The 13,539-nt window shown below is 61.6% G+C and carries 14 protein-coding genes; all 14 read left to right on the top strand.

The features are described 5' to 3' along the window. Positions 1–8: 8 nt before the first annotated feature. The 14 genes from hisC to SCL_RS05880 all read left to right on the top strand — a co-directional run bounded on the left by hisC (position 9) and on the right by SCL_RS05880 (position 13,407). A complete protein-coding gene (gene hisC / locus SCL_RS05815; protein WP_096361864.1) occupies positions 9–1,112 on the top strand; it encodes a histidinol-phosphate transaminase in 1,104 nt (367 codons plus the stop codon). Then, positions 1,102–1,965 carry a prephenate dehydrogenase gene (locus SCL_RS05820; RefSeq protein ID WP_096360344.1) on the top strand — a complete coding sequence of 288 codons (864 nt, stop codon included), beginning with the start codon at positions 1,102–1,104 and terminating at the stop codon, positions 1,963–1,965. The genes hisC and SCL_RS05820 overlap by 11 nt, the downstream gene beginning before the upstream one ends. A 42-nt stretch (positions 1,966–2,007) precedes the next feature. Then, a complete protein-coding gene (gene aroA / locus SCL_RS05825; RefSeq protein WP_096361865.1) occupies positions 2,008–3,318 on the top strand; it encodes a 3-phosphoshikimate 1-carboxyvinyltransferase in 1,311 nt (436 codons plus the stop codon). Positions 3,319–3,427: 109 nt separating this feature from the next. Beyond that, a complete protein-coding gene (gene cmk / locus SCL_RS05830) occupies positions 3,428–4,120 on the top strand; it encodes a (d)CMP kinase (protein WP_172425942.1) in 693 nt (230 codons plus the stop codon). 114 nt (positions 4,121–4,234) lie between these two features. Then, entirely contained in the window at positions 4,235–5,920 is a 1,686-nt protein-coding gene (gene rpsA / locus SCL_RS05835; RefSeq protein WP_096360345.1) for a 30S ribosomal protein S1, read from the top strand. A 180-nt stretch (positions 5,921–6,100) separates the two neighbouring features. Continuing rightward, complete coding sequence (locus SCL_RS05840) at positions 6,101–6,388, top strand: integration host factor subunit beta (protein WP_096360346.1); 288 nt, start codon at positions 6,101–6,103, stop codon at positions 6,386–6,388. Positions 6,389–6,515: 127 nt separating this feature from the next. Then, positions 6,516–6,812: a LapA family protein gene (locus SCL_RS05845; RefSeq protein ID WP_096360347.1), complete on the top strand. Its 297-nt coding sequence runs from the start codon at positions 6,516–6,518 to the stop codon at positions 6,810–6,812. Positions 6,813–6,943: 131 nt separating this feature from the next. After that, the gene (lapB, locus tag SCL_RS05850) at positions 6,944–8,110 is read left to right on the top strand and encodes a lipopolysaccharide assembly protein LapB (protein ID WP_096360348.1); all 1,167 of its coding nucleotides are present in this window, start codon (positions 6,944–6,946) and stop codon (positions 8,108–8,110) included. Next, positions 8,110–8,808, top strand: a complete 699-nt coding sequence (pyrF, locus tag SCL_RS05855) for an orotidine-5'-phosphate decarboxylase (RefSeq protein WP_096360349.1) — start codon at positions 8,110–8,112, stop codon at positions 8,806–8,808. Before lapB ends, pyrF begins: the two co-directional genes overlap by 1 nt. 111 nt (positions 8,809–8,919) lie before the next feature. Continuing rightward, positions 8,920–9,876: a D-glycero-beta-D-manno-heptose-7-phosphate kinase gene (gene rfaE1, locus SCL_RS05860; RefSeq protein WP_096360350.1), complete on the top strand. Its 957-nt coding sequence runs from the start codon at positions 8,920–8,922 to the stop codon at positions 9,874–9,876. Further along, entirely contained in the window at positions 9,873–10,886 is a 1,014-nt protein-coding gene (gene rfaD / locus SCL_RS05865) for an ADP-glyceromanno-heptose 6-epimerase (protein ID WP_096360351.1), read from the top strand. Before rfaE1 ends, rfaD begins: the two co-directional genes overlap by 4 nt. Before the next feature lie 36 nt (positions 10,887–10,922). After that, positions 10,923–12,224, top strand: a complete 1,302-nt coding sequence (locus SCL_RS05870) for a nucleotide sugar dehydrogenase (protein WP_096361867.1) — start codon at positions 10,923–10,925, stop codon at positions 12,222–12,224. A gap of 17 nt (positions 12,225–12,241) precedes the next feature. Next, positions 12,242–12,757 (top strand): transcription/translation regulatory transformer protein RfaH, encoded by a 516-nt coding sequence (rfaH, locus tag SCL_RS05875; protein ID WP_096361868.1) that lies wholly within the window; start codon positions 12,242–12,244, stop codon positions 12,755–12,757. 47 nt (positions 12,758–12,804) lie between these two features. Then, positions 12,805–13,407 (top strand): winged helix-turn-helix transcriptional regulator, encoded by a 603-nt coding sequence (locus tag SCL_RS05880; protein ID WP_096360352.1) that lies wholly within the window; start codon positions 12,805–12,807, stop codon positions 13,405–13,407. Positions 13,408–13,539 lie beyond the last annotated feature (132 nt).

Raw genomic sequence — 13,539 nt, forward strand, 5'->3', positions numbered from 1 at the left:
CAGCCACGGTGGCGGATATCCTGCGCCTGGCTACTCCCGGTGTGCAGGGGCTCTCGCCCTATCAACCGGGCAAGCCGATCGAGGAACTGGAACGCGAATACGGCGTCACCGGCGCGATCAAGCTCGCCAGCAACGAAAACCCCCTCGGCCCGAGCCCGCGCGCGCTGGCCGCGGCGCGCGCGGCGCTGGCGGACATTCACCGTTATCCCGACGGCAACGGCTTCGTGCTGAAAAGCGCGCTGGCGCGCAAACACGGCATCGCGCCGGAATGCATCACCCTCGGCAACGGCTCCAACGATATTCTGGAATTTCTGGCGCGCGCCTTCGTGCTGCCGGAAAACGAAGTCATATTCTCGGAGCATGCCTTCGCGGTCTATCCCATCGTTACGCGCGCGGTCGACGCCAAAGCCGTCGTCATCCCGGCGAAAAACTGGGGTCACGATCTGGCGGCCATGCGCGCGGCGGTGAATGCGCGCACCCGCCTGGTTTTCATCGCCAACCCCAACAATCCCACCGGCACCTGGCTCAAGGCCGATGAACTTGAAGCGTTCATCGGCGCCATGCCGGCGCATGTGCTGGTGGCGGTGGACGAGGCCTATTTCGAATACGTTGAGGAACGGGAATACCCGAACACTATTGGCTGGACCGCGAAATACCCGAACCTCGTCACGGCGCGCACCTTTTCCAAGGCCTACGGGCTGGCCGGATTGCGCGTCGGCTATGGCGTTTCCAGCCCGGCGGTGGCCGATGTCCTGAACCGGGTGCGCCAGCCGTTCAACGTGAACAGCGTGGCGCTGGCGGCCGCCACGGCGGCGCTGGAGGATACGGCGCACGTCGCGCGTGCCGTGCAAACCAACCGCGACGGCATGGGCCAGTTGATCGAGGCCTTCACGGAGTTGGGGCTGGAATACATTCCCTCGGCGGGAAATTTCATCTGCGTGGATTTCAAACGGCCGGCGGCGGCGATGTACGAGGCCTTGTTGCGCCAGGGCGTGATCGTCCGGCCGATCGCCAATTACGGCATGCCAAATCATTTGCGCATTACCGTGGGACTGCCGGAAGAAAACCGGCGTTTCATTGAAGCACTGAGGAAAATCGTGCGTGATCGATAAGCTCTGCATCATCGGCATCGGCCTGATCGGCGGCTCGCTGGCGCGCGCGTTGCGCGATGCCGGCACCGTGCGCGAAATCATCGGCTACGGGCGCAGCGTCGGCAATCTGCAGCAGGCGGTGGAACTCGGCGTCATCGACCGCGCGGAAGTGTCGCTGCCGGACGCCGTGCGCGGCGCCGGCATGATCGTGCTGGCCGTGCCGGTTGGCAACATGGCTGATATTTTGAATACGCTTGCTCCGGTATTGCCGGACAACGCCGTCGTGACCGACGTTGGCAGCGTCAAAGGCAGTGTGATTGCCGCCGCGCGCGCGGCGCTGGGCGCGCGCTTCACGCATTTCGTCGCAGGCCACCCCATTGCCGGCACCGAACAATCGGGCGTGGCGGCATCGCTGCCGGATTTGTTCCAGCGCCGGCGCGTGATCCTGACTCCCGAAGCCGAAACCGACAGCGATGCGCTGGCGCGCGTGCGCGCCATGTGGGAGGCCGCGGGCGCGCAGGTGGCGATGCTCACGGCCGTGGATCATGACCGCATCCTGGCAGTGAGCAGCCATCTGCCGCACATGCTGGCCTACTGCCTGATGGACATGGTGGTGCGGCACGACGATTACCGCGCCATCCTGGAAAATTCCGGCGGCGGCTTCAGTGACACCACGCGCATCGCGGCCAGCGATCCGGTGATGTGGCGCGACATCTGTCTCGCCAACCGCGACGCCTTGCTCGACGCCCTGCGCCAGTACCATGCCGATCTCGGCGCGTTCGTCGAGGCAGTCGAGAAGGGCGATGCGAAGTGGCTGTGCGAGACCTTCACGCGCGCCAAGCACGCGCGCGATAGCGTGAACAGGAAATTATAAGATTTGGGAACCGCGGATGAACGCCGCGGTTTCAATATTAATATGACCAAGTCCATCGATTATCTGATTCAGCCCGGCGGGAAGCTCACGGGACGTATCCGCGTGCCGGGTGACAAATCCATTTCGCATCGTTCCGTCATGCTGGGTTCGCTCGCGGAGGGCGAGACGCGCGTGACCGGCCTGCTGGAGGGCGAGGACGTGTTGTCCACGCTGGGCGCGTTTCGCGCCATGGGCGTGCGCGCCGAAGGCCCGGTCCAGGGCAAGCTGGTGATCCAGGGCGCCGGCCTGCATGGCCTGAAAGCGCCGGCGAAGCCGCTCGACATGGGCAATTCCGGCACCGCCATGCGTCTCATGGCCGGTATCCTCGCGGGACAGTCATTCGATTCGGAATTGATCGGTGACGAATCGCTGAGCAAGCGGCCGATGAAGCGCGTGTCCGAGCCGCTCGGTCGCATGGGCGCCGTCATCGAAACCGCGGAAGGCGGGCGGCCACCGTTGCGGATCAGGGGCGGTCACAAACTGCGCGGCATTGAATATCCGATGCCGGTCGCCAGCGCGCAGGTGAAGTCTTCATTGCTGTTGGCAGGACTGTATGCCGAGGGCGAGACTTCGGTCACCGAACCGGCGCCGACGCGCGATCACACCGAGCGCATGCTGCGCGGTTTCGACTATGGCGTGAAAACCGGAGGCGCGCGTATCAGCCTGCGCGGCGGCGGCAGGCTCAAGGCGTGCAGCATCGATGTCCCGGCAGATATTTCTTCGGCCACGTTCTTTCTCGTCGGCGCCAGCATCGCCGCCGGTTCCGATCTGCTGCTGGAGCATGTCGGCATCAACCCGACGCGCATCGGCGTGCTCAATATCCTGAGACTCATGGGCGCGAATCTCGAATTATTGAATACGCGTGAAGTCGGTGGCGAACCGGTGGCGGATATCCGCGTGCGCGCGGCGCAGCTGCGCGGCATCCGCATTCCGGAGGACCAGGTGCCGCTCGCCATCGACGAATTCCCGGCGCTATTCATCGCCGCCGCCTGCGCCTCCGGTGAAACCGTGCTGACCGGCGCGCATGAATTGCGGGTCAAGGAATCGGATCGCATCGCGGTCATGGCACAGGGCCTTAAATGGCTCGGTATCGATGCCCGCGAAACCCCGGATGGAATCATTATTAAAGGCGGCCGCCTGCAGGGTGGCGAGATCGACAGTCACGGCGATCACCGCATTGCCATGTCATTTGCCATGGCCGGGCTGGTGGCCGCCGGCTCTATTAAGGTGCGCGACTGCAAGAACGTGGATACCTCGTTTCCGGGCTTCGTCGAGCTTGCCCGACATGCCGGGCTGACACTAGAAGCTAAATAGACAGGATTAACAGGATTTACAGGATTAAAGATAAATGCATGAAGATTCTTCAATCGCTTTTTTAAAAATCCTGTTAATCCTGTAAATCCTGTCCATTCTATTTTTCTATATGAGCGATATCACGATTCCGGTACTGACCATCGACGGCCCCAGCGGGTCGGGGAAGGGCACGGTCGGGCAGGTCCTGGCGCAGCGGCTCGGCTGGCATTTCCTCGACAGCGGCGCCCTCTACCGGGCGCTGGGGGTGGCGGCGGAACAGGCCGGGGTCAGCTTCGAGGACCGGCCGGCGCTGGTGCGCCTGGCCACGTCCATGGATATCCGTTTTGTCCCCCGGGCCGACGGGGCTCCGGCGGTCGTGCTGCTGCATGGTGCGGAGATTGGCGACCAGCTGCGGACGGAAACGAGCGGCCGGCTGGCATCCCTCGTCGCAGCCATCCCCGAGGTGCGCCAGGCCCTGTTGCAGAAACAGCACTCGTTTCGCCAGCCGCCCGGCCTGGTGGCGGACGGCCGGGACATGGGGTCCACGGTGTTCCCCGACGCGATACTTAAGGTATTTCTTACCGCCAGCCCCGAGGTGCGCGCCGCGAGGCGACATAAACAGTTGATGGAAAAGGGATTCGATGTTAATCTCCCGCGGCTTTTGGACGAGATCCGTGAGCGCGATGCGCGCGACGCCGGGCGGGCGGTTTCACCGCTCAAGCCGGCGGAAGATGCGTGCATTCTGGATACCTCTCAGCTCGACATTTCCGGGGTGGTTGAGCGTGTGCATGGCCTGCTGCGTGAGCGGCATCGGCCGGGGTAATTCTACCTTTCCAGGGAACGGACAGGGTGCTGGATCTCCCTTTTAAACCAACCCGAGTAACGAAGTCGCCGGGTCACGCCACGTGACCGGTGACGGGAACCAACCTTGACCTTTATGACTGAAAGTTTCGCGCAACTATTTGAAGAAAGCCTGAATAAAGTCCACCTGCGGTCCGGCGAGCTGATCACCGGCGAAGTCGTGCACGTGGATGAAAACATCGTCGTCGTCTACGCCGGACTCAAGTCCGAAGCCGTGATTCCCGTGGCCGAGTTCCAGGACGCCCGCGGTGAAGTGACCGTCAAGGTCGGCGACACCGTGGAAGTCGTGATCGAAATGCTCGAAGACGGCTCCGGCGAGACCCGCCTGTCGCGCGAGAAGGCCTGCCGCGCCAAGGCGTGGGAAGATCTCGAGAAGGCGTTCGAAGTCCAATCCATCGTCACCGGCGTCATGACCGGCAAGGTCAAGGGCGGTTACACCGTCGCCATGAACACCATCCGCGCCTTCCTCCCCAGCTCGCTGGTCGACGTCCGCCCGGTGCGCGATCCGAGCTACCTCGAAGGCAAGGAACTCGAATTCAAGGTCATCAAGATCGACCGCAAGCGCAACAACGTGGTGGTGTCGCGTCGCGCCGTGGTGGAGAAGGAAATCTCCGCCGAGCGCGAGGCGCTGCTCTCGGGCCTGGAAGAAGGCCAGACCGTCAAGGGCGTGGTCAAGAACCTCACCGATTACGGTGCGTTCATCGACCTCGGCGGCATCGACGGCCTGCTGCACATCACCGACCTGGCGTGGAAGCGCGTCAAGCATCCGAGCGAAGTGCTCAAGATCGGCGACGAGATCGAGGCCAAGGTGCTGCGCTACGACCGCGAACGCAACCGCGTTTCGCTCGGCCTGAAGCAGTTGGGCGACGATCCGTGGGTCGACATCCAGCGCCGTTATCCGGAAGGCACGCGCCTGTTCGGCAAGGTCACCAACATCACCGACTACGGCGCATTCGTGGAAATCGAGCCGGGCGTGGAAGGCCTGGTGCACGTTTCCGAAATGGACTGGACCAACAAGAACATCCACCCGACCAAGGTGGTGCAGCTGGGCGACGAGGTCGAGGTGATGATCCTCGACATCGACACCGAGCGCCGCCGCATTTCGCTGGGCATGAAGCAGTGCCAGCCGAATCCGTGGGAAGAGTTCGCCTCCAACCACAACAAGAACGACAAGGTCAGCGGCAAGATCAAGTCCATTACCGACTTCGGCATCTTTGTCGGCCTGGACGGCGGTATCGACGGGCTCATTCACCTGTCCGACCTGTCCTGGGCCATGCCGGGCGAAGAGGCGGTGCGCAATTACAAGAAGGGCGACGAGATCGAGGCCGTCATTCTGGCCGTGGACCCCGAGCGCGAGCGTATTTCCCTCGGCGTGAAACAGCTGGACGGCGATCCGTTCGCGAGCTATGTCGCCGTGCACGGCAAGGGCTCGGTCGTGAAGGGCACCGTCACCAGCGTGGAAGCCAAGGGCGCGGTGATCAAGCTGGCGGACGAGGTCGAGGGCTATCTGCGCGCCTCCGACATCGCGCGCGAGCGCATCGAGGATGCCCGTTCCGCGCTGAAGGACGGCGACGAGGTCGAGGCCAAGATCACCACCATCGACCGCAAGAACCGCAAGATCTCGCTTTCCGTCCGGGCCAAGGACATGGAGGAGGAGAACGAGGCGGTGCAGGAATACGCGCGCAAGGGCGGTTCGGCCACCTCATCCCTGGGCGACAAGCTCAAGGAGAAGCTCGGCGGGCATGACAGCTCGGACACCTAGCCCGGGTTTTGTGGCAATTCGCCTGAATCAGCCGGAATTCGCGTGCTGGCACGGGTTAATTGGATGATTCGGGGGATGATTCGGCGGTTTTTGGCCAGGACCCTGGCGGGGATATTCTGTCCCATCCCCGCCAAAAGTCCTTGAAATCTTTCTACTTATTTTCTATAGGTAGAGTGAGATATGACAAAATCAGAACTAATCAGTTTGCTCGCGGCCAAGCAGCCACAACTCGACTACCGGGACGTGGAGCTGGCGGTCAAGGAACTCCTGGAGCAGATGTCCGCCGCGCTGTCCTCGGGCGATCGCATCGAGGTCCGGGGTTTTGGCAGCTTTTCCCTGCATTACCGTCCGCCGCGGACCGGCCGCAATCCCAAGACCGGGGCGGCGGTGCAGGTGCCGGACAAGTTTGTTCCCCACTTCAAACCTGGCAAGGAATTGCGGGAGCGCGTCAATAACGGCACGGAGTGACGCGACTTTTCCGGCGGCGGAGCACAAAACGGCATGCGGGTCACCCATGTCGTTTTTTTATGACCCAAAATAAGCCAAACTGACCGCCGCCACGGCGGCGCCCGGCATTGTTACCCAAGGAGGCATCATGAAGCGGATCATCTACACGTTTCTGGCGATTCTCGTCCTGCTCATCGGCATTGCCTTTGCCATCCAGAACAAGCAGGTGATCGAGCTCAACTATTATTTCGGTCTGAAATGGAGCGGGCCGCTGTCGCTGGCGCTGCTGACCAGCCTTGCCATCGGCGTGATGGCCGGCTATCTCGCCAGCCTGCGCATGGTGATGCGCATGCAGCGTCAGCTGGTGCAGGCGCGCAAGGAGATCCGCCAGATCGAGCAGGAAGTCATCAACCTGCGCGCACTGCCGATAAAAGACGTCATTTAGAGCCTTTAACAAAATGAATATGATTTTGAACCGCCAAGACGCCAAGGTCGCCAAGAAAGACAGAACAAATAAAAAACTTGGCGCTCTTGGCGTCTTGGCGGTTAATTTCTTTTTGCCAAGGGTTCTTAGAGATGTTCTTTAGTGCCAACGATCTGTTGTGGCTGTTGTTGCCGCTGGCGGCCGCTTCCGGCTGGCTGGTGGCGCGGCTGGAACAGAAACGCCGCACCCGGCAGTCCTTCGATCTGCCCTCGGCCTACTTCAAGGGCCTCAATTTCCTGCTGAACGAGCAGCCCGACAAGGCCATCGAGGTTTTCATCCGCGTGCTGGAAGTCAATTCGGATACCGTCGAGACCCACCTGGCGCTGGGGAACCTGTTTCGCCGCCGTGGCGAGGTCGAGCGTGCCATCCGCATTCACCAGAACCTGATCGCCCGGCCCACGCTCGACCGGGAGCAGCGCAGCCTGGCGCTGCTGGAGCTGGGACAGGATTATCTCAAGGCGGGATTGCTCGACCGCGCTGAAAACCTGTTCCAGGAACTCGCCGAAATCCGCGCCCACAGCGAGCAGGCGCTGAAATTGCTGTTGCACATCTATCAGCAGGAAAAGGAGTGGGAAAAGGCAATCACCGTGGCACGCAAGCTGGCGCGCGTGTCTGGCAGGGACATGAACAGCATGATCGCACATTTTTATTGCGAGCTGGCGGAACTGGACTACACCCATCACAATCATGCCTCCGCGCGCGAACGCCTGAAACTGGCGCTGGTGGCGGACGACAAGTGCGTGCGCGCCAGCATGCTGCTCGGCGATATCGACGCCCGGGAGGGCAACTATCGCGAGGCGATCGGACACTGGCAGCGGATCGAGCAGCAGGACATTCATTACATCGGCGAAGTGGCCGAGCGCATTGCCGAGGGTTTCCGCCGGATGGATAACGACCAGGGGCTGTATGATTATTTCCGGGTTTCCCTGCGGCGTCACGGCGGCGTGTCGCTGGCGCTGACGTTCGCCGACATCATCAACAGCCGCGAGGGCGCCGAGGCGGCGGAAAAATTCATCGTCGAATGGCTGCGTCGCGCGCCGAATGTTCACGGACTGCACAAATTGCTGGAGATCAACCTGGTGAAGGCCAAGGATTCCGCCCGCAACGACCTGCTGATGCTGAAGGGCATCATCGAGGAGCTGCGCACGCAGCATCTCGGTTATGCCTGCGGCGAGTGCGGCTTCAAGGGCAAATCGCTGCACTGGCTGTGCCCCGGCTGCAATCACTGGAATACCATCAAGCCGGTACGGGAGGAGTAATGGCCGAACCGCGCATCATTGTCGCCCTCGATTTTGCCGATGCCGGCATGGCGCAGGCCTTCGTGCAACGCGTCACGCCGGCGCAATGCCGGCTCAAGGTCGGCATGGAGCTTTTCACCGCGGCCGGTCCGGATCTGGTGCGGCAGCTGGTGGCGCGCGGTTTTGACGTGTTCCTGGACCTCAAATATCACGATATTCCCAGTACCGTGGCTCGCGCCTGCGCGCAGGCGGCCGGGCTGGGCGTGTGGATGCTGAATGTGCATGCCCTCGGTGGAAAAAGAATGCTGATGGCGGCGCGTGAGGCCATCGAGAGCTCGAAACATCGGCCGCTGCTGATCGGGGTGACGCTGTTGACCAGCCATGGCGAGGACGAACTGGCGGAGCTCGGGCTGGAGCGCGGCGCGGAACGCCAGGTCGCGCGCCTGGCTGGCTTGGTGCATGACGCCGGCCTGAACGGCGTGGTCTGCTCGCCCGCGGAGGCGGCGCTGTTGCGCCGCCGTTTCGGCGGGGAATTCGTTCTCGTGACTCCCGGCATCAGAAAGACCGGCGACGCCGCGGACGATCAGCGCCGCACGCGCACGCCCGTCGAAGCCGTGGCCGAGGGCGCGGATTATCTGGTGATCGGGCGGCCGGTGACGCGCGCACCGGACCCCGCGGCCGTGCTGGACGGCATCAACCGTGAAATCCGGACGCATTGAGATTGCGCGGATGCCGCCAATCGACAGTCATGGGAAATGCCCGGATAATACCGTGCCCAGCGAGGTTCGAATGCACCGGGTGGTACCGGTGCCGCCAGGATAATCAATAATATGTTGCCGCCACTTCTTGAAAAAATTGCCCGCGCCAAGGTACTGGTGGTGGGAGATGTCATGCTGGATCGTTACTTGTATGGCGATGTCGAGCGCATCTCGCCCGAGGCGCCGGTGCCCGTGGTGGCGGTGAAGGAAGTGAAAGAGCTTCCGGGTGGTGCCGCCAACGTGGCGCGCAGCGTGCGCACGCTGGGCGCCGGATGCACCTTGTTTTCTATCAGCGGTGATGACGGTGATGCCGATAGCCTCGAGCGGCTGCTCGGCGAGGCGGACATTCGTTGCCAGCTGCATCGCGACAAGCTGCTCAATACCACCGTCAAGCAGCGTGTGATTTCGCGCCATCAGCAATTGTTGCGCATCGATTTCGACTGCCCGGCCAGCAAGGACGCATGTGTGAAGCTGCTCGATAATTACCTCAAGCATGTGGCGGAATATGATGCCGTGATCATTTCGGATTACGGCAAGGGCGGTCTGGGTTACATCCAGGAGATGATCCAGGCGGCGCACGCCGCCGGCCGCCCGGTGGTGGTCGATCCCAAGGGCGACGACTACAGCGGTTATCGTGGCGCCAACCTGATTACACCGAACCGCAAGGAGTTCGAACATGTCGCCGGCCGTTTCCGCGACAACGTCGACCTCGAGCGCAAGGCTTTGGCCATGGCCAAGGAACTCGACCTTGGCGGCGTGCTGGTGACGCGCGGCGAGGACGGCATGAGCCTTGTAGAACAGGACGGGCGCGTGCTTCACATCCCGGCACGTAAGCGCGAGGTGTTCGACGTGACCGGTGCCGGCGATACGGTGATTGCGTCAATCGGCTGCGCTTGGGCGGTGGGCAGCGAACTTGGCGACGCATTGCTTCTGGCCAACGTCGCCGCCGGTATCGTCGTCGGCAAGCTGGGCGCGGCGACCGCGAGCCCCGCGGAAATCCTGCAGGAATTGTCTGCACAGGAGGGATGATGTACGTCGTCACGGGTGGAGCCGGTTTTATCGGGGCCAATCTGGTCAAGGCCCTCAATGATCGCGGCGAAAAGGACATTCTCGTCGTGGACGATCTGGAGCACGGCGACAAATTCAAAAATCTGGTCGATTGCGAGATCGCGGATTACCTGGACAAGCGCGATTTTCTGGAGCGCATCAACAACGGCGATTTCAAAAAGAAGTTCAAGGCCATTCTGCACGAGGGCGCCTGTTCCGACACCATGGAGCACAATGGCGTCTACATGATGGGGAACAATTACGAGTACTCCAGGGTGCTGTTGCATTACTGCCAGTCCAGGCGCATTCCTTATCTATATGCTTCCTCAGCAGCGGTTTACGGCGCCGGCAAGATTTTCCGCGAGTCGCGCGAGCACGAGTCGCCGCTCAACGTGTACGGCTATTCCAAGTGGCAATTCGACCAGTATGTGCGCCGCCTGCTGCCGAAAAAGACGGCGCAGATCGTCGGCTTCCGCTACTTCAACGTCTACGGCGACCGCGAGCAGCACAAGGGACGCATGGCCTCGGTTGCGTTCCACCATTTCAACCAGTACCGCGACGCCGGCAAGGTCAAACTGTTCGAGGGCAATGACGGGTTCGGTGACGGCGAGCAGCGGCGGGATTTCATTTCCGTCGAGGATGTCGCGGCGGTGAACCTGTTTTTCCTGGGGCACCCGCAAAAGAGCGGCATTTTCAACGTCGGCACCGGACGGGCCCAGCCATTCAACGACGTCGCGGCCGCGGTGATCAACAGTTTCCGGAAGCTCGACGGCAAGCCGGCCGCCAGCATCAAGACGCTTCAGGAAGAACGCCTGGTCGAGTACATCCCGTTCCCGGAAGCGCTCAAGGGCAAGTACCAGAGTTTCACCCAGGCGGACATGACGGCGCTGCGCCGCGCCGGCTACAAAAAGGCTTTCCTGACGGTGGAAGAGGGAGTCGGCCGGTATATTTCCCGGCTGGCGGAAAAGGAAGGCATCAGCCGCAAGGCATGATAAATATCCATTTTTTTGCATCAGAGTTATCAAGGCATGAAAAAAACAGAGCTGGAAAACAAAACGGTGGCCGTCGTGGGCCTGGGTTACGTGGGTTTGCCGCTGGCGGTGGAATTCGGCAAGCGCATGGCGACGATTGGCTACGACCTGAACGAGGCCAAGCTCGCCAGTTATCGCCGTTGCCAGGATCCGACCGGTGGCGTGGGAGAAGATGACCTGCGCGCGGCCGGCAAGCTCACGTATTCGAGCAAGGCGGCGGACATGGCGCCGGCGGATTTCATCATCGTGGCCGTTCCCACGCCGGTGGATGACGCGCATCAACCCGATTTCAGCCCGCTGCATTCCGCCTGCGAACTGATCGCGCCGCACATGAAAAAGGGCGCCATCGTCATTTTCGAATCCACGGTTTATCCGGGCGCCACCGAGGAAGAGTGCATCCCGGTGCTCGAGAAGGGTTCCGGCATGCGCTGGATGAAGGATTTTCACGTTGGCTACTCGCCCGAGCGCATCAATCCGGGCGACAAGGAACACACGCTGACGACAATCAAGAAAGTCGTTTCCGGCGATGATGCCGCCACGCTGGAAACGGTCGCGCAGCTGTATGAGCTTATCGTCAAGGCCGGTGTCTGCCGCACCTCCAGTATCAAGGCAGCGGAAGCGGCCAAGGTGATCGAGAACACCCAACGCGATCTCAACATCGCCCTGATGAACGAACTCGCCATCATTTTTCACAAGCTGGGCATCGACACGCTCGAAGTTCTGGAGGCCGCCGGCACCAAATGGAATTTTCTGCCATTCCGGCCGGGACTGGTAGGCGGCCATTGCATCGGTGTTGATCCTTATTACCTGACGCAGAAGGCCGAGCGCATGGGCTACCACCCGGAAGTCATCCTGGCCGGGCGCCGCATCAATGACAGCATGGGGAAATATATTGCGGAGCAGACCATCAAACAGATCATCCAGGCGGGGCATTCCGTCAACGGCAGTCATGTGATCGTCCTGGGCATTACCTTCAAGGAAGATTGCCCCGATTCCCGCAACACGCGGGTGATCGATGTGGTCAACGAGCTGAAGTCCTACGGCGCGAAGGTTTCGGTGCACGACCCGGTCGCCGACGCCGATGAGGCCAAGCATGAATACGGCATCGATCTCGTCTCGTGGGAGTCGCTGCCCATGGCCAAGGCCATCGTGGCCGCGGTGGCGCACAAGCCATTCCTCGCCATGAAAATCGACCAGTATCTGGACAAAATGGAACGCGGCGCCTGTTTCATCGACGTGAAGTCGCGTTTCGATGCCAGGGCATTCGCCAAGGCCGGCATGCACGTCTGGAGACTTTGATAACAACATTGAACACGGTGACGAATGATCCCGCCGCCAGGGCCTGGTATCTGGTCTATTGCAAGCCGCGCCAGGAATCCGTCGCCCGTGAAAATCTCGCGCGGCAGGGATACGAAACCTATCTTCCGTGCATGCGCGACGTGCGCCGGCGGCAGGGCAAGCGCGTCAGCCTGATTGCGCCGATGTTCCCGCGCTATCTGTTCATCCATCTCAACCGCGAGACGGACAACTGGGCGCCGATTCGTTCCACGCTGGGGGTGGTTTCCATCGTCCGGTTCGGACGTGCGGCGGCGCGCGTGCCGGACGATCTGCTGGCCATGCTCCGGTCCCGCGAAGATGCGCAGGGAATCCAGATCCTCCCCGTCGAGGAGTACCGGCCGGGAAGCCGTGTCCGCATCACCCAGGGCGGGTTTGCCGGATATGAGGGCATATTCCAGGTCGCCACCGGCCGTGACCGGGTGACGGTGTTGCTGGATGTGCTGGGCCGTCAGGCCCGCGCCACGGTTGATTCCGCCTCGATTGAGCCTGCTTAGTCCACAAGTCCTTGACCGGCCCGGCCGTCGGCTATAGTGTTCATATTATGAACACCAAGGCCGACAGGGAAGAAGAGCGGGTGCTGGAGCTGCTGGACGCGGTCGGCAGGCAAAGTAACGTCAGCCAGCGCCATCTGGCCAGCAACATGGGGATTGCCCTGGGCTTGGCGAATTCCTATCTCAAGCGCTGCATCCGCAAGGGCTTCATCAAGATCAGCGAGGCCCCGGCCAACCGCTACCTCTACTACCTGACGCCGAAAGGATTCGCGGAAAAAAGCCGGCTCACCGCGAAATACCTGTCATCCTCGTTTGCTTTTTACCGCCGCGCCGGCGAATCCTGCGTGGAGGTTTTCCGTCGCTGCGAGGCGCAGGGCTGGCGCCGGATTCTGCTGTACGGGATGTCAGATCTGGCCGAGATCGCCATGCTGCGCGCGGAGGAAAGCGATGTCGACATCGTCGGCATCCTGGATCCGCATACCGAACGGCGCCGGTTCGCCGGTGTGGCCGTCTGGCATTCGCTGCAACAGGCCGGGTCGTATGATGGCTGTGTGCTGACGGAATTGAATTCGCCGTTGCTCAGTTACGAGCAATTGCTGAAGGAAGTGGACAAGGAACGCATACTGATTCCGGACATTTTGCGGCTGGAATAGCGGTGGCGCCACCCGGGTGATATCCGCCAGAACGATATCACCCGGGTGGCGCATGAACTTGTCGGGCTGTGCGGAACCGGGTGTTCTGCATGGCGGTAGCGTGCCAGAATCCGGATAATGTAAAACACAAAA

This window comes from Sulfuricaulis limicola (genome assembly GCF_002355735.1).
Taxonomy (GTDB): Bacteria; Pseudomonadota; Gammaproteobacteria; order Acidiferrobacterales; family Sulfurifustaceae; genus Sulfuricaulis; species Sulfuricaulis limicola.